This is a genomic window from Variovorax nivicola, from assembly GCF_051216475.1.
Classification (GTDB): domain Bacteria; phylum Pseudomonadota; class Gammaproteobacteria; order Burkholderiales; family Burkholderiaceae_C; genus Variovorax.
The window spans coordinates 262,941-282,568 of the sequence record NZ_JBPJZK010000001.1; the positions used below are offsets into that span (position 1 = coordinate 262,941).

Below are 19,628 nucleotides of genomic sequence, written 5' to 3' on the forward strand. Positions count from 1 at the left end.
GCCTTTGCCGGCGCCTTCGCTTTCTCTACCAAGACAACGATTTCGCGCAGTGACCTCTACTTCTTCCAAGCCACACGACCTTCAGGCCCTCGACACGCTCACCGGCGGCGCCTTCACCGCGCCGACTTCCGGCGAGCGCGCCGCGCGCATCCGCGACTGGCTCGCGGGCAACCCCTCTGCCGAGCAGATGCAGGAAGTTTTCAAGGAGCTGAGCGGTCGTGACAAGGGCGCCGCGCGCCTGCTGCGCGAAAAGCTCGACGAACTCAAGCGTGCCAAGGGGCAGGAGGCCATTGCCGCCGAATGGGCGCAAAAGGCCGAAGCCCTGCTGGGCCAGTCCAAGCTCAACATCGCCGATGCGCTGGCCTGGCAGCGCGACGCCGCCAAGGCTGGCGCGCCGCTGTCGCGCGAGCCGCTGGCCGGCCTGAAGCTCAAGCTGGCCGAGCGCGTCAAGGGCATCGAAGACCTGCAACACCGCGCCCAGGTGCACCGCGAAGCCGCCGTGCTGCTGGCGCAACGCTTCGAAGTGCTGTCCACCAAGGGCTGGCAGGACGCCCAGGCCGCCGAAGAATCGCTGCGCGCCGACGTGACCCACTGGCAGCAGCAAGCAGCCGAGATCACGACCGACGCCAACTGGACCAGCCTCGACGCCAAGTTCGCGCCGCAGCTCGAATCGTCCAAGTCGCAACTGCTGGTGGTGTCCGACGCCTTCCACAGCGCGCTGGCCCAAGCCCTTGCAGCTGCCGCCGATGCTGCTGCGCCGCTGCCGCCCGTGCCCGTGTGGGCCGACGAACTGCGTGCCGCGCGCGGCGAGGTTGTGGCACCCAAGCCCGCAGCGCCCGCTCGCCCCGCCGCACCCAAGGTCGACCCGGCCGTGCGCGCTGCCGCGCAAGACGCCGTGCAGGCCGCGCTCGCCAAGCTCGAACAGGAAACCGCCGAAGGTCATGGCAAGGCCAGCGCTGGTGCAGCCGCCGCGCTGCGCGCCGTGCTCAAGGAGCACGGCAAGCTGGTCGAGGCGCCGCTCGAAGCCCGCGTGCATGCCGCGCTGGTGGCTGCCGGCGAACTCGAAGGCTGGCAGCGCTGGAGCGCCGACAAGGTGCGCGAAGACCTCGTCGCCAAGGCCGAAGGCCTGCTCAAGCGCCCCGAAGGCCAGGCCCTTGGCGGTCGCAAGATGCAGGAAACGCTGCGCGCCCTGCGCGACCAATGGAAGCAGGCCGACCAAGGCGGCGTGCCGAACCACGCGCTCTGGAAGCGCTTCGACGAAGCCTGCAACGAAGCCCACAAGGTGGTCGAAGCCTGGCTCGAAAAGGTTCGCGCCGATGCGGCCGAGCACCGCGCGCTCCGCGTCGCGCTGATCGAAGAGGTCAAGGCCTGGGCCGCCGAGCATGTCGGCGCTACCGACCTGAAGGCGCACAACCGCGCGCTGCACCAGTTTGCCGACCGCTGGCGCGATGCCGGCCATGTGGGCGAGAAGGTGTTCGCAGAGCTGCAGCCGCTGTGGAACGAAGCCTTCGGCGCGGCCCGTGCTCCGTTCGAGACGGCGCAGAAGGCCAGCGTCGAACGCCGCCAGGCCATGATCGCCGAGGCGGCCGAGCTCGGCGCCCAGCCAATGCTGCGCATCGACGCCGTCAAGGCGTTGCAACAGCGCTGGCAGGCCGAGGCGCAGGGTGTGCCGCTCGACCGCCGCCACGAACAGAAACTGTGGGACGCATTCCGCGCACCCATCGACGAAGCTTTCAACCGCAAGACGGCAGAGCGCGAAAAGGCATCGGCCGCGATGAGCGAGCACGACCGCTATGTGCTCGAGGCGTCCAAGGCACTCGACGCGGCCAATGCCGGCGGCGACGTGCAGAAGATTCGCGCCGCCATTGCGCGCCTGGAAGGCGCGCTGCGCGGTGAAGCGCCGCCGCCAGCGCCGAAGGCCGAGCAGGCCGCTGTCGCGAGCGACGGTCCGTCGGTCGGCGCGACCGAGGTCGTGGCCCCGGGTCAGGCTGCCGCCGAATTCGGCGAAAGCGCCGAGCAGGCACCGAGCCCGAGCGATGCGGAAGCCTCGCCTGGCACGTCTGCCGACGCAGCGCCCGTCGCCTCAGCCGATCTCGTGGCCCCCACCGACGGCGCAGATGCTTCGGCACGCACCGATGGCGAGGCACACGACGCCGGCGAAGCTGCCGCTGTCGAAGCGCCGGCTGCGGCACCGAAGCCCGCGCCCAAGCCAGTCGTGGCCATGCGTGGCGACGACCGCCCGAGCAGCAAGAAGGCCGAGGCAGCGCCTGCAGCCCGCGGCGCCGGTGGCCGTTTCGGCGACCGCCGCGATGCTGGCCGCCCCGGTGCCGGTGGCCCGGGTCGCCCTGGCGATCGCGGCGACCGTGGGGCACCTCGTGGTGACGCGCGTGGCGATCGCGGTGCACCGGCCGGCCGTTTCGGCGATCGTCCGCCGCGCTTCGAAGATCGCGGCCCGCGCCTCGGCGACGCGGCCTTCCGCGCGCAACGCGAGGCGCTGGAGCGCGCCGACATGGCGCTGCGCAAGCTCGCGGCACAAGCGCACGGCGAGGCCCTGACCCAGGTGCTGGGCGCGTGGGAACAGCGCGATGCCAGCCGCCTGCCAAGCATTCAGGAGTTGGGCCGTGCGGTCACGCCCGCGGTGCGCAGCGGCTGGTCGCAAGCCATCGGCTCTGCGCCGACGGCCGCCGCGAACGATGCCGCCGAAGCGCTGCTGCGTCTCGAAATGGCCGCCGAAGTGCCGACGCCTGCCGAGCAACTCGACGCGCGCCGTGCATTGCAACTCAAGCTGCTGACGAAGCGCGGCGATCCGGCACCGGCCCAGACCTGGGGCCAGGATGCGGGCAAGGTGCTGGCCGCGGCGCACGATGCTTCCAGCGCACGCCGTCTGCAGAATGCGCTGAAGGCATTGCTGCGCAAGTAAGAGGCCGCCTCCAAAGCCTTCGGTCAGATGTCGACGGCCATGAAAAAAGGCGCCCCGCGGGGCGCCTTTTTCTTTGGGGCGGCAGCTGCAAATTGACTGCCCGCCTGTTCAGGTGTCAGGGCCTTCTGGGCAGAAAGAATTCATCGAAGAGCGCGAGCACGCTGGGGAAGTCGCGAGCGAAGTTCGGGCGGTTCACGAAGTAGGCCTCGCAGGCCACCGCGAAGAATTCGCTGATCGACGTGGCGCCGTAGGCGTCGAGCCATGGCGGCTCAGTGCCGAAGCGTTCCGCCTTGATGGTCTGCTCGCGGAAGTCGTCGTAGGCGGACTGCAGCACGGCAAGCCAGGCTTTGCGGGCCGCGCGCGCGTTGCGCTGACCCGCAAAGCCGGGAGGCAGCGGCGGGCAGCCGTTGGCGTCGCCGCTGCGCATATCGATCTTGTGGGCGAACTCGTGGATCACGACGTTGTAGCCGCGCTCGCTGGTAACGCTGCTCGCCAGCACGTCGTCCCAGCTCAGCATGACGGGGCCGCGCTCCATGGCTTCGCCAGCCACGACTTCGCCGTACTCGTGCACCACCTGGGCTTCGTCGACCACCTTGCGCTGCGCCACCACCTCGGAGCGGTGCACGACGATGCCGACGAAATCGTCGTACCAGTTCAGTCCGCCCTTGAGGTGCAGCACCGGCAACACGGCCTGGGCCGCGATGGCCAGCGCCACTTCGTTGGTGATGGTGAAGCCCTTGGCGCCGTGGAATTCCTTGTCGCGCAGGAACTCGGCCGTCAGCGTGCGAAGGCGTTGCCGGTCGGCGTCCGGCAGTGCGCCCAGGAAGGCGTAGCGCTTGAGCGCGGCCTGCCAGGCGGCCTCGGGGATCGGGGGCAGGGCGCGCAGGCGGCGCAGCCACTTGAACATTGCTGGCGGCGGCGCGGCTAGCGCAGATCGACGCGTTGCGCGCCGGCGGTGGAAAGGCACAACAATTGCGCGCGCGGTGGATGCGCGGCGGCATCCCAGTCGCTCAGCACGACACGGCGCAGGCCGTTGCCCATGTCGTGATCGGCGGGGCGATGCGTGTGGCCGTGCACCAGCGTGGGAGCGTTCGCCTGTTGCAGCCACTCGCGCGCCGCTGCGGTGTCGACATCGGCCCAGATGGTCGACGGATTGCGCTTGCGGTCTTCGCTCTGCACGCGCATGGAGCGTGCGAGGGCGCGGCGCTCTTCCAGCGGCCGAGCGAGGAACGCGGCCTGCCACGCGGGCGTGCGAACCTGCGCGCGGAACTTGAGGTATTCGGTGTCTTCCAGGCAGAGGATGTCGCCGTGGCTCAGCAGCCAGCGCTGGCCGTGCAGCACGAGCACTGTCGGGTCGTCGAGCAGCGTGAGACCGCACTGCGCCGCGAACGCGGGGCCGACGAGGAAGTCGCGGTTGCCGTGCATGAAGAACACCGGCAGCCGCTGCGCGGTGCGGCGCAGCAAGTCGGCGCACTGCGCCTCGAAGCCGGGGAGGGTGGCCGAATCGTCGCCGACCCACACCTCGAACAAATCGCCGAGGATGATCAGCGCGTCGGCTGGCGTGGTCTGAAGATAGCCCTGCCAGGCCTCGAAGGTGGCGGGCTCGCCGGCCTGCAGGTGCAGGTCGGAAATCAGGTCGACGGTGCGCCACGCGGGTGGCGCCACCAGCTCGGTGAAAGCCGGGCTCGCCACTGTGGTCATGCCGCGTCGCGCCTGTTCGTCATTCAGCGATGACAACGGCCTTTTCGATCACCACGTCTTCGAGCGGCACGTCGTCGTGGAAGCCCTTGCGGCCCGTCTTCACGGCCTTGATCTTGTCGACCACGTCGGTACCGTTGATGACCTTGCCGAACACGGCATAGCCCCAGCCCTGGGCCGACGGTGCGGTGTGGTTCAGGAAGCCGTTGTCGGACACGTTGATGAAGAACTGCGCGGTGGCCGAGTGGGGCGCGCTGGTGCGGGCCATTGCCACGGTGTAGTTGTCGTTCTTCAGGCCGTTGTTGGCTTCGTTCTGGATCTCGGCGTCGGTGGGCTTTTGCTTCATGCCGGGCTCGAAACCGCCGCCTTGCACCATGAAGCCGGGGATCACGCGGTGGAACACCGTGTTGTCGTAGTGGCCCTTCTTCACGTACGAGACGAAGTTCTCGACCGACGTCGGCGCCTTGGCGGCGTCGAGTTCGAGCGTGATCACGCCGTAGTTCTTGATGTGCAGTTCGACTTGGGGATTGCTCATGAGGGGCTCCTGCTTGAGAAAGGGAAAGGAATTTACTTGGCCAGCAGCGTGGCGGACTTGATGGTGACGGCTTCGAGCGGCACGTTCTGCATGCCACCCTTGTTGCCGGTGGCTACCGCGCGGATCTTGTCGACCACGTCGGTACCGGCAACGACCTTGCCGAACACGGTGTAGCCGTAGCCGTCGGGGTTGGGGGCGTTGAGCGAGTCGTTGTTCTTCACGTTGATGAAGAACTGCGAAGTCGCCGAATTCGGATTGCCGGTGCGAGCCATGGCGATCGTGTACTTGTCGTTCTTCAGGCCGTTGCTCGCTTCCAGCGGAATGGGCGCGCGCGTGGGCTTTTGCTGCAGGTCGGCCGTGAAGCCGCCGCCCTGGATCATGAAGCCGTCGATCACGCGGTGGAACACCGTGCCGTCGTAGTGCTTGTCCTTGACGTATTGCAGGAAGTTCTCGACCGACTTGGGGGCCTTGGCCGCATCGAGCTCGACCACGATGTCGCCGGCCGAGGTGGCGAGCTTGACGCGCGGTGCTGCGGTCGATTGCGCGTAGCCCGTGGCGGCGAACGTGAGTGCGGCGGCCAGGACGAGGGCGCTGCGGCGGCTGAAACGGGAGAGGGTGTGGATCGTCAAACGGGGCTCCATGTGCGGATGAAGGGACGGGGCCGCGCGGCGGGCACCGTGGCGGTGCCCATGCCGGCGGCGATTACTTGCTGGTGCGGCCGACCGGCTTGCGGATGACCGCCGGCGGCGCGGGCAGGACGGCTGCTTCGGCTTCGGCCTTCGAACTGAAGATCTGGCGGATCAGCGCGAGCTTGGGCGCGACGCTGGCGTTGGTGCTGGCGAACTGTTGCGCACGCACATATTCCTGTGCCGCGAGGCGGGCGTACACGTCGCCGAGGTTCTCGTGCGCCGTGGCGTAGTTCGGATTGAGCTTGAGGGCTTGCTCGAGGGCATTGCGCGCCTGGTCGAACTTGCTTTGCGAGGCGTACAACGCGGCCAGGTTGTTGTAGGGCTCGGAGAGCTCGGGGAAGTCTTGCGTGAGCTGCGTGAAGGCGGTGATGGCCTCGGCCTGCTTGTTCTGCTCGGTGAGGATCACGCCGCGCAGGAAGCGCATTTGCGGGTCGCGCGGCTTGCCGGCGATGTAGGTGTCGGCCTTGGAGAGCGCTTCGTTCGACTTGCCCTGGCGCAGCAGCGCGTTCACGTCGTCGTATTCGTTGGCGTGCACGGCGGAGCCCCACAGGCTGAACAGCAGTGCGAAGGCAATAGAGAGTCTGGAGAATGCGGCGTGCTTCATGAAGCCTCGGCGGAATTGGGGGGAGATGCAGGCTTGCGGGCTTGGGGAACACCCGAACGCTGCGCGGTGGCAGCCGTTTATACTTGGTTTCATTGTAGCCGAGGGGCCATGTCCAACCCCTCGCGACCACAGTCCCCGTCACCCCTGAAAAACACCGTCGTTCGCCCGTGCCGTACGTGCGCGAAGCGACGCTTTCCGAATCTCATGAGTCTGCGCATCTACAACACGCTGTCGCGTGAATTGGAGGAATTCTCCCCATTGCAACCGGGACAGGTGCGCATGTACGTTTGCGGCATGACGGTCTACGACTTCTGCCACATCGGCCACGCCCGCATGATGATGGCGTTCGATGTGGTGCAGCGCTGGCTGCGCGCCAGCGGCTACGCCGTGACCTACGTGCGCAACATCACCGACATCGACGACAAGATCATCGCCCGCTCCGTGCAGCGCGGCATCACCATCCGCGAGCTGACCGACGAGGTGATCGCGGCCATGCACGAGGACATCGGCGCGCTCGGCATCGAGCCACCCACCATCGAGCCGCGCGCCACCGAATACGTGCCGCAGATGCTCGGCATCATCGAGAAGCTGGAGCAAAAAGGCCTGGCCTATCGCTCGGACAACGGCGACGTCAACTACGCGGTGCGCAAGTTCCCGGGCTACGGCAAGCTGTCGGGCAAGTCCCTCGACGAACTGCATGCGGGCGAGCGCGTTGCTGTGCTCGACGGCAAGCAGGATCCGCTCGACTTCGTGCTCTGGAAGGCCGCCAAACCGACCGAGCCCGCCGACGCCAAGTGGGAAAGCGCCTACGGCACAGGCCGGCCGGGCTGGCACATCGAGTGCTCGGCCATGAGCTGCGCTACTCTGGGCGAGACCTTCGACATCCACGGCGGCGGGGCGGACCTTCAGTTCCCGCACCACGAGAACGAAATCGCCCAGAGCGAAGGCGCCAACGGCAAGCCGCTGTCGCGCTTCTGGGTGCACAACGGCTTCGTGCGCGTGGACAACGAGAAGATGTCCAAGAGCCTGGGCAACTTCTTCACCATCCGCGAAGTGCTGCAGAAGTACGACGCCGAGAGCCTGCGCTTTTTCCTGGTGCGCACGCATTACCGCAGCGCGCTCAACTACAGCGATGCGCACCTCGACGACGCCCGCAATTCGCTCAAGCGCCTGTACACCGCGCTCGATCTGGTCGCCCCGGCCGACGTGGCCATCGACTGGACCCAGCCCTATGCCGCCCGCTTCAAGGCCGCCATGGACGAGGACTTCGGCACGCCCGAAGCCATTGCCGTGCTGTTCGAGCTGGCCGGCGAGGTCAACCGCACCAAGTCTGCGGAAACCGCCGGCTTGCTGAAGGCGCTGGCCGGCTCGCTGGGCCTGCTGCAAGGCGACCCGCGGGCCTTCCTGCAGGCCGGCAGCACGCTGGACGACGTGGCCATCCAGGCCCGTATTGCGGAGCGCGCCGCCGCCAAGGCCGCGAAGAACTTTGCCGAAGCTGATCGCATTCGCCAGGAACTCCTCGAGCAGGGCATCGTGCTCAAGGATTCGCCCACGGGCACGACCTGGGCGGCCGCGCAGTGAACGGAACGACGAACCCCATGCCCGCCAGCAAGAAGACCAGCGTTCAGATCTATACGCCGGACTATTGGGAAGAGGCATGCAAGCACCTCTCGCGGAAAGACCGCGTCATGAAGCGGCTGATTCCGAAGTTCGGCGACGCCTGCCTCGAATCGCGCGGTGATGCGTTCACCACGCTCGCGCGCAGCGTCGTGGGCCAGCAGATTTCGGTGAAGGCCGCGCAGTCGGTCTGGGACAAGTTTGCCGCGCTGCCGCGCAAGCTGACGCCGGCCAACGTGCTCAAGCTCAAGGTCGACGACATGCGCGGGGCAGGGCTCTCGGCGCGCAAGATCGAGTACCTGGTCGACTTGGCCCTGCATTTCGATTCGGGGATGGTCCACGTCGATGCGTGGAAGGACATGTCGGACGAACTCATCATCGAAGAGCTCGTGGCCATTCGCGGCATCGGCCGCTGGACGGCCGAGATGTTCCTCATTTTTCACCTGATGCGCCCGAACGTGCTGCCTGTAGACGACCTGGGGCTGCTCAACGGCATCAGCGTCAATTATTTTTCGGGCGATCCAGTCAGCCGAAGCGATGCCCGCGACGTCGCCGTGGCCTGGGCACCATATTGCAGCGTGGCGACTTGGTATATTTGGCGATCGCTGGACCCGGTTCCAGTCGCGTACTGAACAACAGGAGAAGACGTTGGCGAAACGAACCTTCCTCGACTTCGAGCAGCCCATTGCTGAACTCGAAACAAAGATCGAAGAATTGCGCTATGTGCAGACCGAATCCGCGGTCGACATCTCTGAAGAAATCGATCAGCTCGGCAAGAAAAGCCAGCAGCTCACCAAGGACATCTACAGCGACCTGACGCCCTGGCAGATCACCAAGATCGCGCGGCATCCGGAGCGCCCTTACACGCTCGACTACGTCAACGAAATCTTCACTGACTTCGTCGAACTGCACGGCGACCGGCATTTTTCGGACGACCTGTCGATCGTGGGCGGTCTTGCTCGCTTCAACGGCGTGCCCTGCATGGTGCTCGGCCACCAGAAGGGCCGCGACACGAAGGAGCGCACCGCGCGCAACTTCGGCATGAGCAAGCCCGAAGGCTATCGCAAGGCCTTGCGCCTGATGAAGACGGCCGAGAAGTTCAAGCTGCCTGTGTTCACCTTCGTGGACACCCCCGGCGCGTACCCCGGCATCGACGCCGAAGAGCGCGGCCAGTCGGAAGCCATCGGCCGCAACATCTTCGAGATGGCGCAGCTCGAGGTGCCGATCATCGTCACGATCATCGGCGAAGGCGGCTCCGGCGGCGCGCTGGCCATTTCGGTCGGCGACCAGTTGCTGATGCTGCAGTACTCGATCTATTCCGTGATCAGCCCCGAAGGCTGCGCTTCCATTCTGTGGAAGACCGGCGAGAAGGCGCAGGAAGCGGCCGATGCGCTGGGCATCACCGCGCACCGTCTCAAGGCGCTGGGCCTGGTCGACAAGATCGTGAACGAGCCCGTCGGTGGCGCGCACCGCGACCATCGCCAGATGGCTGCGTTTCTCAAGCGCGCGCTCAACGATGCCTTCCGCCAGGTCAGTGACCTTAAGCCGAAGGAACTGCTGGAGCGCCGCTACGAGCGCCTGCAGAGCTACGGCCGCTTCAACGACACCAAGGCCGACACCGGCAGATAACGCGCGGGCGCTGTCATGAACTCCGCTTTCGAACGCGCCATTGCCGCGTTCGAGCCGGCGCACTGGCCGCTGGCGGTGGGGTTCAGCGGCGGCGCCGATTCAACCGCCTTGCTGGCCGCCTGTGCAGCGCGCTGGCCGGGGCAGGTGGTTGCCTTTCATGTACATCACGGGCTGCAGGCTGCGGCCGATGGCTTCGAGCAGCATTGCCGCGCGGTGTGCGAACACATGGCCGTGCCGCTGGTCGCTCATCGCGTCGATGCCCGGCATGCGCCCGGCGACAGCCCTGAAGACGCGGCCCGGCGTGCCCGCTACGGGGCGTTTGCCGATATGGCCCGCGCTGATGGGGCGAGGGCGGCTATCAAATCCATAGCGCTGGGGCATCATGCCGACGACCAGGTCGAAACCCTGCTGCTGGCGCTGTCGCGCGGCGCGGGGCTGCCGGGGCTGGCGGCCATGCCGGCGCATGCACAACGCCATGGGCTCGACATCTACCGGCCGCTGCTTGCGGTTGCCGGCGCCGACATCCGCGAATGGCTGGCCGGCCGCGATCTGCCGTGGATCGAAGACCCGACCAACGACGACGCGCGCTACACCCGCAACAGGATCCGCTCCGTGCTGCTGCCCGCGCTGGAGCAGGCCTTTCCGCAGTTCCGCGCCACGTTCGCGCGCAGCGCCGGCCACGCCGCGCAGGCGCAGCAACTGCTGAACGAACTGGCGGCGCAAGACCTGGAAGCCGTGGGCAGCCCGCCGCGCATCGCGGCGCTGCAGACGCTGTCGCGTGCCCGCCAGGCCAACGCGCTGCGGCACTGGCTGATGCAGTCGTACGGCTGCGCCCCCAGCGCCGCGCAGCTCGACCAGCTGCTGGACCAGGTCCGCGCCTGCACCACGCGGGGCCACCGCATCCACCTCAAGGTGGCCGCCGGTTTCGCCGAGCGGCAGGGCGATTTCCTGCATTGGTACAATGCCCCGCCCTCGCCGAAGACTTTGCTCTGACAGCTTGCAGGGCGCCGCCTTTCAAGCGGCCCTTTCCTTTTCTCTGATTTCATCCATGGCATTGATCGTTCACAAATACGGCGGTACGTCGATGGGCTCGACCGAGCGCATCAAGAATGTCGCCAAGCGCGTCGCCAAGTGGGCGCGCGCAGGCCACCAGATGATCGTGGTTCCGAGTGCCATGAGCGGCGAGACCAACCGTCTGCTCGGCCTGGCCAAGGAACTGGCGCCCAGCAAACCCGGCGTGGCCCACAACCGCGAGCTCGACATGCTGGCCTCGACCGGCGAGCAGGCATCGTCGGCGCTGCTGGCCATTGCACTTCAGGCAGAGGGTGTTGAGTCCGTGAGCTATGCGGGCTGGCAGGTTTCGGTTCGCACCGACAACTCGTACACCAAGGCCCGCATCGAAAGCATCGACGACGAGCGCGTGATGGCCGACCTGAACGCCGGCAAGGTGGTGGTCATTACCGGCTTCCAGGGCGTGGACGACGACGGCAACATCACCACGCTGGGCCGTGGCGGCAGCGACACCTCGGCTGTGGCCATTGCCGCGGCCATGAAGGCGCACGAATGCCTGATCTATACCGACGTCGACGGTGTCTACACGACCGATCCGCGCGTCGAGCCCGATGCGCGCCGCCTGACGACCGTGAGCTTCGAAGAAATGCTCGAAATGGCGAGCCTTGGCTCCAAGGTGCTGCAAATCCGCTCGGTGGAATTCGCCGGCAAGTACAAGGTGCCGCTGCGTGTGCTTTCGAGCTTCACGCCGTGGGACATCGACATCAATGAAGAGGCCAAGTCCGGCACGCTGATCACTTTCGAGGAAGACGAAAACATGGAACAAGCCGTCGTATCCGGCATCGCATTCAACCGCGACGAAGCCAAGATCTCGGTGCTCGGCGTGCCCGACAAGCCCGGCATCGCGTATCACATCCTCGGTGCCGTGGCAGACGCCAACATCGAAGTCGACGTGATCATCCAGAACCTCAGCAAGGACGGCAAGACCGACTTCAGCTTCACCGTGCACCGCAACGAGTACGCGAAGACGATCGACCTGCTGCAGTCGAAGGTCATGCCCTCGCTGGGCGCTACCGAGATCGTCGGCGACACGAAGATCTGCAAGGTCAGCATCGTCGGCATCGGCATGCGCAGCCACGTGGGCGTGGCGAGCAAGATGTTCCGCGTGCTGAGCGAAGAGGGCATCAACATCCAGATGATCTCGACCAGCGAAATCAAGACCTCGGTCGTGATCGACGAAAAATATATGGAACTGGCCGTGCGAGCGTTGCATAAAGCGTTCGATCTCGACCAACCGAGCGCCTAAGTGATGGCATAATCTCGGCTTCTTTCAGGAACTGTGACCGAGTGGCCGAAGGTGCTCCCCTGCTAAGGGAGTATGGGGTGTAGAGCCTCATCGAGGGTTCGAATCCCTCCGGTTCCGCCAGACAAAAGCCCCTGTAGCCTCGCTACAGGGGCTTTTTCTTTTCCTGCCCACACGGCCGAAAAGAACTTTGGCACTAAGCCTTGTTGCGCAGCGCCGAACCTCCGACCAAGAGCGCCGCCAGGCTGGCGGCCGCAGCGAACATCACGTACCACGCGGGGGCAAGTGGGCTCCCGGTCCGGGCGATCAGCGCCGTGGCAATGAATGGCGCAAAGCCTCCGAAGATCGTGACAGCAAAGTTGTACGCAATGGACAGCCCCGTGGACCTCACCTGCGGTGGATAGAGCTCGGCCATGGCGGCGGGAGCGGGGCCGGTGAACCCGGCGATCAGCACGGCAAAGACGACCAGCACCGCCGTCAAGGTCGCAGCACTCGGAAACGCTGTGAGCAGCCAGAGCGCCGGATAGGCCAGCACGAGGATCGCCGCAGCGAACCCGATCAGCAGCGGCCGGCGTCCGATCCGGTCCGACAGCCCGCCGAAAACCGGCGCCAGCACGACCAGCACCAGAAGCCCGGCGCCGTTGGCCCACAGCGATGCGCTCAGCGGCAGCTTCAGCGTGCGCACGGCATACGTCGGCATGTAGACCAGAAAGAAATACGTGCACACCGTCCACACGATGGTGACGCCGAACCCGGCAACGATTTCCTTGCGGTACGAGCCGATCACCTGCTTCAGCGGCGACGCCTGCTGATTGGCGGCCCTGGCCCGCTCGAAGGTCGCGGGCTCCCGCGTCTTGGCGCGGATGTACCAGCCCACCGGGCCGATGATCAGGCCGAACAGGAATGGGATTCGCCAGCCCCACGCTTCCAGCTGCTGGGGGCTCAGAACCCCCGTCAGCGTCGCGCCGAAGAGCGAACCGAGCAGAAGTGCGCCGGCCTGGCTCGCCTGCTGCCAGCTCGCGAAATAGCCCTTGCGATCTTTCGGCGCGTGCTCGACGAGAAACGCTGTTGCCCCTCCAACCTCGCCGCCGGCGGAGAAGCCCTGGATCAGCCTCGCCAGCACGATCCACGCGGGCGCCCAGAGGCCCGCATCGGCGTACGTCGGCGCCAGGCCGATCATTGCCGTTCCAAGCGCCATCAGGAGGATCGTTGTCGACAACGCGGCTTTTCGTCCGTGCGTGTCGCCGAGCGCACCAAGAATCACCGCGCCGATCGGCCGCATCACGAAGCCCACGCCGAACGTCGCCACGGTCAGCAACAGCGAAGAGGTTTCGTCGCCCGTGGGGAAGAACAGTTTGGAAATCGTGATCGCGAAGAAGCCATAGACGGCAAAGTCGAACCACTCGAGCGTGTTGCCGATGACCGCTGCGGGAATCATCCGGCGCGTTGCATCGTGGGGCTCGGTGGAGGCGAGGGTGCCGAAGGCGCTGGTGGCATAAGCCACCGTGGCTGCGTCGAGGTTTTTCATGCTGTCTTGAGAGATGGGACGGGTGAGACATCTGCTTCGCAGAGCGCCCATGCACCGGCCGATTGCATGAAGCGATCGGCCGCTTGCAGCTGGGTTGCAGAGATCCATTCGTCCGGCTGATGGGCCTGCGCGATGGAGCCGGGGCCGCATACCACCGTTGAAATACCGACTTGCTGGAAGAAGCCCGCTTCGGTGCCGAACGGCAATTCCGCCTCAGGCCAGAGCGCGCCGAGTTCGCGCGCGACCGAGACCGCCGCGTCGTTGTCGCGTGCCGACAGCGCCGGCACGCCCGCTACCTGCACGGCCTCGACCGTGACGCCAGCGGGAAGGTCCATCAAGGCATCCCGGACCACGTCGCGCACAAGCTCTGCGGCCGCTTCATCCTGCGGACGAAACTCCCACAAGACCTCGCAGCAGCCCGGCACGATGTTGATGGCGGTGCCCCCGTCGATCCGGCCGATGTTGATGGTGGCCTCGCCACCCCGACTGGCAAAGCTGCGCCGCAGTCCGGCCAGGCAGGTGACCAGGTAGGCGGCGGGCTCGATCGCGCTGGCGCCGAGCGATGGGTCGCTCGAATGCGCGGGAAGCCCGGTGAAGAGCGCCCGGTGCCCGAAGAAGCCGCGGTGCCTGACGCCGACTCGCATCTCGGTCGGCTCGCCGATGATGGCCAGCGCGGGGGCGGGTACCTGCGTCTTCAGGCGCTCCACCAGCTGCGGAACGCCGAGGCACCCGATCTCCTCATCGTAGGAGAACGCGAGGTGGATCGGACGGCTCAAGGGCCGCCGCTGCCACGCAGGCACGGCCGACAGGCAGGCGGCGATGAAGCCCTTCATGTCCGCCGCGCCACGGCCGTGGAAACGGCCGTCGCGCTCGACCAGCGTGAAGGGATTGGCGCTCCAGTTCTGGTCGGTCACGGGCACGACGTCGCTGTGCCCCGAGAGCACCATGCCGCCCGTCGTGTCCGGGCCGATACTGGCAAGCAGGTTCGCCTTCCGCTTGTCCTCGCTGTGCACGAGGTGCACCTTCACCCGGTGCCCCGCGAGGTAGTCGGCGATCCAGTGGATCAGGTCGAGGTTCGAGCGATGCGAGGTCGTGTCGAATGCCACGAGGGTTCTCAGGATCTCAATGGTGGTCATGCGACGCGCTCGGCCAGGGCGCTGCTGGCGCTGTTGTTGACGCTTTTGCCGGAGTTGCCGCCTTCCAGCCGCTCCTGCACGAGCTGCATGGCCGCGGACTGCGTCGGAGTGCCCGTGCGTTCGGCGAGTTCGAAGATCCGGTGCAGCGTGGCGCCGATGGCCTCCACCTGAGACTTCACCTTCGGGGGATTGAAGCCCTCGTGCTCCGACGCCACACGGATCAGGCCGCCCGCGTTGATCACGAAGTCCGGTGCGTAAAGGATCTCCTTGTCGCGCAACTGCCTGCCATGTTCGTCGCGGGCCAGCTGGTTGTTGGCGCCGCCGGCGATCACCCGGAACTTCATCTGCGGCAGGGTTTGATCGTTCACGACGGCACCCATCGCGCATGGAGAGAACACGTCGGCCTGAACGGCGTAGATCGCGTCGGGCGCGACCGCCCGTGCATCGAACTCGGCGCAGGCCTTGCGCGCGAGCGCTGCATCGACGTCGGATACCGTAAGGCGTGCCCCTGCGCCGGCGAGCAGCCGGCACAAGCTCCAGCCGACGTTGCCCAGGCCTTGCACCGCCACCGTCAGCCCGCGCAGGTCGCGATCCAGTCGATGTGCGACGCTGGCCACGATGCCGTGATAGACGCCTAATGCCGTGGTCGGCGAAGGATCTCCGGTGCCGCCCAGTTCTTCCGGCAACCCGACCACGTGCCGGGTGTTTTGTCGTACCCAGGCGAAGTCGGCGACAGTGGTGCCAACGTCCTCGGCGGTGATGTAGCGGCCCCCCAGGCGGTTGACCGCCACGCCCATCGCCCGCAGCAGTTCGGGCGTCTTGCTCTTGCGCGGGTCGCCGAGGATCACCGACTTTCCGCCGCCCAGGCCGAGTCCCGCGGCCGCGGCCTTGAAAGTCATTCCACGCGACAGGCGAAGCACGTCGCGCAGGGCGGAGGCTTCGTCGGCGTAGGGATACATGCGGCATCCGCCCAGGGCCGGCCCGAGCCGGGTGCTGTGGATGGCGATGATGGCCCGGAGCCCGACCCGATCGTCGGATACGAAGACGACCTGTTCGTGGTCCGCAAAAGACTCGGTAGAGAAGACTGTCATTTATTTATCTGTTTTTTAAGTTTCGATGTGAACGAATGCGGACGCGGCCTGCTCCAGGGCCGCTGCCGCATCAATGCCCGGGAGTGCAGGCTAGAAACAGCAGCAAGCGGTGTAGATATAGCGATAGCTCTACTGGAGGGACGTCGAGCACCGCGTCGGTGAGCGACAGAACTTCAGGGCTTGCTTGGCGGAATGATTGCGTCATGTGATGGCCTCGCTGTTGGGCACAGCATGACATCGGGGGACGCAGTGATATTGGTGAAAATTTGGCGCCGCAAGATCAGGCGCGGGACGGCTGCAATGCGGGTGCCGTCGTGATCAATCCCATCTCTCCGAACAGCCTTTGGTACTCGTTCAGCGTGAGATCCTGCAGCGATTGGTGATGCTCGGGATCGATTGTTATCTCACCGTTGGAGAATTCAAATTTCGCCACGCCCATCCAATCTTCATATTGAAGTTTGATTGGCGATGCCGGACGCTCCACGTAAGAAGCTTCAATCGTCGAATGAATATCCGGTATTCCCGGTTCGCCTTGAGGAATCAGGCAAGTCCAGACAAGGCCATGGCGTTCAATAGCCGGAAACATCGTGATCCTGAAGCATTCCACCGTCTTGAGTGCAAGCTTCTCGGGGGCCTTGCGGCATTGCCCATCGGACCCATAGCGCAGGCCGTGGTAGGCGCAGACCAGCTCGTCGTCTTCGATGCGCCCCGTGCTCAAAGGCAGCCCGCGATGCGGGCACATGTCTCGGCCGATGCGAATGCCATCGGGCATGCGATAGATGGCCAACCTCAGGTTAAGCAAGATCACCTGCCTGGGTTTTGTCGGCACCTCGTCGACACGTGAGACCGGAAACCATTGCCTAGCCAGAACCGGCCAGTCTTGCTCGGAGAACGTGCAGTTCGGAGGCAAAAAGCCCTCGGGCAGAGGGCGCGAGGGGAGCGGTTCAACGGGCGGCATGGCTCGCTCGTCTTATCTGACCAGGCCGATCCGGATCCTCCGGTTGTGCTGTCCCTTGTTCTCGATCTTCAGGATGCGCAACGGTGCCGATTGCGAAGTCTTCGAAAGATGCGTGCCGCCGCAGGCCTGCCGGTCGAGTCCTACGATTTCGATGATGCGCGTGGTGCCGTCGTCCTGGCTCGGCGGTGCAACAGACCGGCTGCGGAGCACCCCGGGTTCGCGCGAGAGTCCGGCCGCATCGAGGTACACCGCATTCACCTGCAGCCCATCGGAGATGAGGGTATTGAGCTCGGGCTCGAGCTTACGCAACTCGTTGTTGTCGGCTGCAGGCAGGTCGAAGTCGATACGGGCCGTGCCGTCGGCCGCCATTTGCACACCCGTTACCAGCGAGCCCTCGAAGCGCTGATAGACGAGCGCATTGAGGATGTGCAGGCCCGTGTGCAATTGGCTCATCATGAAGCGGAAATCCTGGTCCACTTTGGCGACGACCTTATCGCCGGGGATCGTGGCGGTTTCGCTTTCGTCGAAGCAGTGCCACGCATTGCGGCCCTCCGTTTCGACCCGGCTGATCTTGATCTCGCCACCATTCCATTGCAGCGTGCCGCGATCCGCCAATTGCCCGCCACCGCCCGGATAGAAGAAGGACCGGTCGAGAAGAACCGCATTCGGGCGGCGTGCTATGACATTGGCTTCGAATTGAAAGCAATCGGGTTCGATATGGCAGAGATAAGGAGACATGAATTCCTCGGTTGACGGAGCGCTTAAGAAAATCGTCGTGCGGTAACGATGCCGATCAGAATGATCACGGCCCCCGCAAATTCGGTGGCGCTCAGATATTCATGGAACAGATAGGCGCCGAGCACGGTTGCAATGACAGGCTGTATCAGCAGGGTGATTGAAGAAAGCGCGGCCGGGAGCTTGGCCAGCGCATAAGCAATGAGGCCTTGACCTCCGACATGAGACACGACAGCCAGGGCCAGCAGCATCAGCATCCCGTTGATCGTGTGCGGAACAAGCGACTCGCCGCGCAAGAGCGTGATGGGCAAGAGAATGATCAGCGTGCCGACGCTGCTCCATGCCATGACGGTCATCGTTCGATAGTTCGAGCGCACGAGGCTGACCGCCAGAAGATACGAGCCATAAAAAAATGCAGTCAAAAGACCTAACAGGTTCCCCGCCATGTAGGTCGACCCGAAATCCAGCCGATGTCCGATCAGGATGAATGCGCCGGCCAGCGCAAACAGCATCCCGAACAGGAAGCCGGGCTTGAATTTCTTACCCAAAAACAGGTTGGACCCGAGCACCACGAAGATCGGGGCGAGGTTGGCAAGAAGATTGGAGTTGGCCAGTGTGGTCAGCGTCATTGACCAGTGATAGAGCGCCAGATTCCCGGAAAAAATGAATCCGACAAGAATGAGCTTGACCGGAATAGCCGGCATTTTTTCAGAGGGCGAGCCGGTCGTGCGTGCGGGCTCGGCTCTTGCCGCAAGCATGTCGAGCAGAAAGAAAATCGGAATTGCCAGCGCGACCCGATAGACCGCACTCGCGGTCGGAGGCAGTTCGCTGTGGCGAAGAAAAACGCCGCCCAGCGCCAACGCCGCCGCGCCAAGCAGAAGCGCAACGAAGGAAAAGAAGTTTTTGCTTTTTGAAGCAACAGGTAGGGCAATAGTCGTCATATTTCATTCCGGCACGACCGGGTCTCCATCGGTCGTGCCAGCCAGTTTGTTTTTAAATAATCAAAAGGTCAGGGCAAAAAGCTAACGCTCTTCAAATCCCTCGATCACCATGAGCTGCATATCGGCCGCAGCATCCTTTCGCAATCCCTTTGCAAAGGTGTATTCCGGCGATTCGTAGAATTTTCTCGCCGCATCGACGGATTGGAATTCAACAAGAACCACGCGCCGATCGTCCAGAGCGCCTTCCAAATGCATGCGCTCGCCTCCCCGCGTCAGAAACCTGCCTCCGAACTTTTCTATGATCCCGGGCGTGAGTTGCTTGTATTGGTTGTATTGATCCGGGTCCACAATGGACATCCGGCCAATCAGATAGGCGACCATATGACAACCAGGCTTGGGGCCGCCGTTATACGTAGGCCACTTTTCTCTGCTCCGCGGCGACACCGGATTGCAGCAATGCCGCATCCAGAACGTCCCAGAGGCCGGTCAGCGAATCGAGAAAATCATCCGCGCCTTCGATGACCAGGTGGGCGTACTCGGTTTTCAGCGCGAGTTCGACCGCGGTGCGGGCGTTCTGCTCGTGGTGCTGCTCGGCGCCGACTTCGCCCCAGTGCTCCAGCAGGTAGTGCATTTCAGGCACTTCGAGGTCGGCGTTGTAGATGCCGCTGTCCACCAGGCAATACTTTTCGCCTGGAATCAATTGCTGGTTAGAGATCATTTCCAGCGCCAGCGTGGTGCCGAGATTCCGGTAGGTGTTTTCGATGTCTGTCAGCTTGCGGTGATCGAAGACGCCGATGGCCTTGCGGACTTGCGCGGTCAACCCGGTGTCCATGTCGTAGCCGGGCAGGGAGCCGAGCAACTGGTTGGAAAAGTCCTTGAGCTTCGCTTCGACCTTCTCCTGGTTGTACAGGTCCGCAAACACGGGCTTTTCGGCCGACTGATTGACGATGTATCCCGCCATCGTCGCCAGTTCGGGACCGTGGCCCGATTCGCTCTCGACGATTTCTTCCAGCAACTCGCTCTGCCTGTGCAGCCCGTGCTCCTTGAGCGCGTCCGGAAAATTCCATCCGGGGCGCGTCGAAGCGCAGAAGCTCTGGATCTGGTGGAAAAGAGCGCCCACAACAGGAGGCTCCGGCTCGATCTTGACCCAATTCTTGAAAATCGGGTGGGAATAGCAGCGATGACTTTTAACTCTATCAACCAGATCGGAAATGGTAACGCTCATTTCGTGCT

The 19,628-nt window shown here is 64.7% G+C and carries 19 protein-coding genes and 1 tRNA gene; 7 read left to right on the forward strand and 13 right to left on the reverse strand.

Features of this window, described 5'->3' with window-relative positions:
• The first annotated feature begins 49 nt into the window (after positions 1-49).
• Positions 50-2,920 (forward strand): DUF349 domain-containing protein, encoded by a 2,871-nt coding sequence (locus ACSFBF_RS01205; RefSeq protein WP_435464560.1) that lies wholly within the window; start codon positions 50-52, stop codon positions 2,918-2,920.
• Positions 2,921-3,035: 115 nt separating this feature from the next.
• On the opposite strand, the gene ACSFBF_RS01210 is transcribed toward ACSFBF_RS01205, so the two are convergent.
• The 5 genes from ACSFBF_RS01210 to ACSFBF_RS01230 all read right to left on the reverse strand — a co-directional run bounded on the left by ACSFBF_RS01210 (position 3,036) and on the right by ACSFBF_RS01230 (position 6,446).
• Positions 3,036-3,827 (reverse strand): M90 family metallopeptidase, encoded by a 792-nt coding sequence (locus ACSFBF_RS01210; protein ID WP_435464561.1) that lies wholly within the window; start codon positions 3,825-3,827, stop codon positions 3,036-3,038.
• Between the two features lie 17 nt (positions 3,828-3,844).
• Positions 3,845-4,621 carry a UDP-2,3-diacylglucosamine diphosphatase gene (locus tag ACSFBF_RS01215; protein WP_435464562.1) on the reverse strand — a complete coding sequence of 259 codons (777 nt, stop codon included), beginning with the start codon at positions 4,619-4,621 and terminating at the stop codon, positions 3,845-3,847.
• A gap of 19 nt (positions 4,622-4,640) precedes the next feature.
• A complete protein-coding gene (locus ACSFBF_RS01220) occupies positions 4,641-5,153 on the reverse strand; it encodes a peptidylprolyl isomerase (RefSeq protein WP_435464563.1) in 513 nt (170 codons plus the stop codon).
• Positions 5,154-5,185: 32 nt separating this feature from the next.
• Complete coding sequence (locus tag ACSFBF_RS01225) at positions 5,186-5,782, reverse strand: peptidylprolyl isomerase (protein ID WP_435464564.1); 597 nt, start codon at positions 5,780-5,782, stop codon at positions 5,186-5,188.
• A 73-nt stretch (positions 5,783-5,855) separates the two neighbouring features.
• Positions 5,856-6,446: a tetratricopeptide repeat protein gene (locus ACSFBF_RS01230; RefSeq protein ID WP_435464565.1), complete on the reverse strand. Its 591-nt coding sequence runs from the start codon at positions 6,444-6,446 to the stop codon at positions 5,856-5,858.
• A gap of 204 nt (positions 6,447-6,650) precedes the next feature.
• Between ACSFBF_RS01230 and cysS the strand changes: the two genes are divergently transcribed.
• From cysS to ACSFBF_RS01260, 6 genes are all read left to right on the forward strand, one after another.
• Positions 6,651-8,027, forward strand: a complete 1,377-nt coding sequence (cysS, locus tag ACSFBF_RS01235) for a cysteine--tRNA ligase (protein WP_435464566.1) — start codon at positions 6,651-6,653, stop codon at positions 8,025-8,027.
• Between the two features lie 17 nt (positions 8,028-8,044).
• A complete protein-coding gene (locus ACSFBF_RS01240; protein WP_093056579.1) occupies positions 8,045-8,695 on the forward strand; it encodes a DNA-3-methyladenine glycosylase family protein in 651 nt (216 codons plus the stop codon).
• Between the two features lie 16 nt (positions 8,696-8,711).
• The gene (locus ACSFBF_RS01245; RefSeq protein WP_307615226.1) at positions 8,712-9,692 is read left to right on the forward strand and encodes an acetyl-CoA carboxylase carboxyltransferase subunit alpha; all 981 of its coding nucleotides are present in this window, start codon (positions 8,712-8,714) and stop codon (positions 9,690-9,692) included.
• A 15-nt stretch (positions 9,693-9,707) separates the two neighbouring features.
• Positions 9,708-10,685 (forward strand): tRNA lysidine(34) synthetase TilS, encoded by a 978-nt coding sequence (gene tilS / locus ACSFBF_RS01250; RefSeq protein ID WP_435464567.1) that lies wholly within the window; start codon positions 9,708-9,710, stop codon positions 10,683-10,685.
• A 55-nt stretch (positions 10,686-10,740) separates the two neighbouring features.
• Positions 10,741-12,009 carry an aspartate kinase gene (locus ACSFBF_RS01255; RefSeq protein WP_093056409.1) on the forward strand — a complete coding sequence of 423 codons (1,269 nt, stop codon included), beginning with the start codon at positions 10,741-10,743 and terminating at the stop codon, positions 12,007-12,009.
• A 27-nt stretch (positions 12,010-12,036) separates the two neighbouring features.
• Positions 12,037-12,129, forward strand: a tRNA-Ser gene (locus ACSFBF_RS01260).
• 73 nt (positions 12,130-12,202) lie between these two features.
• On the opposite strand, the gene ACSFBF_RS01265 is transcribed toward ACSFBF_RS01260, so the two are convergent.
• The 8 genes from ACSFBF_RS01265 to ACSFBF_RS01300 all read right to left on the reverse strand — a co-directional run bounded on the left by ACSFBF_RS01265 (position 12,203) and on the right by ACSFBF_RS01300 (position 19,620).
• Positions 12,203-13,534 (reverse strand): MFS transporter, encoded by a 1,332-nt coding sequence (locus ACSFBF_RS01265; RefSeq protein ID WP_435464568.1) that lies wholly within the window; start codon positions 13,532-13,534, stop codon positions 12,203-12,205.
• Positions 13,531-14,670: an acetylornithine deacetylase gene (gene argE, locus ACSFBF_RS01270; RefSeq protein WP_435464569.1), complete on the reverse strand. Its 1,140-nt coding sequence runs from the start codon at positions 14,668-14,670 to the stop codon at positions 13,531-13,533. The genes ACSFBF_RS01265 and argE overlap by 4 nt, the downstream gene beginning before the upstream one ends.
• Entirely contained in the window at positions 14,667-15,761 is a 1,095-nt protein-coding gene (locus ACSFBF_RS01275) for a Leu/Phe/Val dehydrogenase (RefSeq protein WP_435464570.1), read from the reverse strand. Before ACSFBF_RS01275 ends, argE begins: the two co-directional genes overlap by 4 nt.
• A gap of 280 nt (positions 15,762-16,041) precedes the next feature.
• Positions 16,042-16,719 carry a Rieske 2Fe-2S domain-containing protein gene (locus ACSFBF_RS01280; RefSeq protein ID WP_435464571.1) on the reverse strand — a complete coding sequence of 226 codons (678 nt, stop codon included), beginning with the start codon at positions 16,717-16,719 and terminating at the stop codon, positions 16,042-16,044.
• A 12-nt stretch (positions 16,720-16,731) separates the two neighbouring features.
• Positions 16,732-17,457 carry an alanyl-tRNA editing protein gene (locus ACSFBF_RS01285; RefSeq protein WP_435464572.1) on the reverse strand — a complete coding sequence of 242 codons (726 nt, stop codon included), beginning with the start codon at positions 17,455-17,457 and terminating at the stop codon, positions 16,732-16,734.
• 23 nt (positions 17,458-17,480) lie between these two features.
• Positions 17,481-18,395: a DMT family transporter gene (locus ACSFBF_RS01290; protein ID WP_435464573.1), complete on the reverse strand. Its 915-nt coding sequence runs from the start codon at positions 18,393-18,395 to the stop codon at positions 17,481-17,483.
• A gap of 81 nt (positions 18,396-18,476) precedes the next feature.
• Positions 18,477-18,776 (reverse strand): DUF1330 domain-containing protein, encoded by a 300-nt coding sequence (locus ACSFBF_RS01295; RefSeq protein WP_435464574.1) that lies wholly within the window; start codon positions 18,774-18,776, stop codon positions 18,477-18,479.
• A 25-nt stretch (positions 18,777-18,801) separates the two neighbouring features.
• Positions 18,802-19,620, reverse strand: a complete 819-nt coding sequence (locus tag ACSFBF_RS01300) for a hypothetical protein (RefSeq protein ID WP_435464575.1) — start codon at positions 19,618-19,620, stop codon at positions 18,802-18,804.
• Positions 19,621-19,628 lie beyond the last annotated feature (8 nt).

Excerpts from the sequence above, each read along its gene's own strand:
- ACSFBF_RS01220 (WP_435464563.1), bottom strand. The coding sequence starts at position 5,153 with ATGAGCAATCCCCAAGTCGAACTGCACATCAAGAACTACGGCGTGATC.
- ACSFBF_RS01295 (WP_435464574.1), bottom strand. The coding sequence starts at position 18,776 with ATGGTCGCCTATCTGATTGGCCGGATGTCCATTGTGGACCCGGATCAA.
- ACSFBF_RS01265 (WP_435464568.1), bottom strand. The coding sequence starts at position 13,534 with ATGAAAAACCTCGACGCAGCCACGGTGGCTTATGCCACCAGCGCCTTC.
- ACSFBF_RS01290 (WP_435464573.1), bottom strand. The coding sequence starts at position 18,395 with ATGACGACTATTGCCCTACCTGTTGCTTCAAAAAGCAAAAACTTCTTT.
- ACSFBF_RS01285 (WP_435464572.1), bottom strand. The coding sequence starts at position 17,457 with ATGTCTCCTTATCTCTGCCATATCGAACCCGATTGCTTTCAATTCGAA.
- ACSFBF_RS01280 (WP_435464571.1), bottom strand. The coding sequence starts at position 16,719 with ATGCCGCCCGTTGAACCGCTCCCCTCGCGCCCTCTGCCCGAGGGCTTT.
- cysS (WP_435464566.1), top strand. The coding sequence starts at position 6,651 with ATGAGTCTGCGCATCTACAACACGCTGTCGCGTGAATTGGAGGAATTC.
- tilS (WP_435464567.1), top strand. The coding sequence starts at position 9,708 with ATGAACTCCGCTTTCGAACGCGCCATTGCCGCGTTCGAGCCGGCGCAC.
- ACSFBF_RS01210 (WP_435464561.1), bottom strand. The coding sequence starts at position 3,827 with ATGTTCAAGTGGCTGCGCCGCCTGCGCGCCCTGCCCCCGATCCCCGAG.
- ACSFBF_RS01275 (WP_435464570.1), bottom strand. The coding sequence starts at position 15,761 with ATGACAGTCTTCTCTACCGAGTCTTTTGCGGACCACGAACAGGTCGTC.
- ACSFBF_RS01255 (WP_093056409.1), top strand. The coding sequence starts at position 10,741 with ATGGCATTGATCGTTCACAAATACGGCGGTACGTCGATGGGCTCGACC.
- ACSFBF_RS01240 (WP_093056579.1), top strand. The coding sequence starts at position 8,045 with ATGCCCGCCAGCAAGAAGACCAGCGTTCAGATCTATACGCCGGACTAT.
- ACSFBF_RS01215 (WP_435464562.1), bottom strand. The coding sequence starts at position 4,621 with ATGACCACAGTGGCGAGCCCGGCTTTCACCGAGCTGGTGGCGCCACCC.
- argE (WP_435464569.1), bottom strand. The coding sequence starts at position 14,670 with ATGACCACCATTGAGATCCTGAGAACCCTCGTGGCATTCGACACGACC.
- ACSFBF_RS01230 (WP_435464565.1), bottom strand. The coding sequence starts at position 6,446 with ATGAAGCACGCCGCATTCTCCAGACTCTCTATTGCCTTCGCACTGCTG.
- ACSFBF_RS01300 (WP_435464575.1), bottom strand. The coding sequence starts at position 19,620 with ATGAGCGTTACCATTTCCGATCTGGTTGATAGAGTTAAAAGTCATCGC.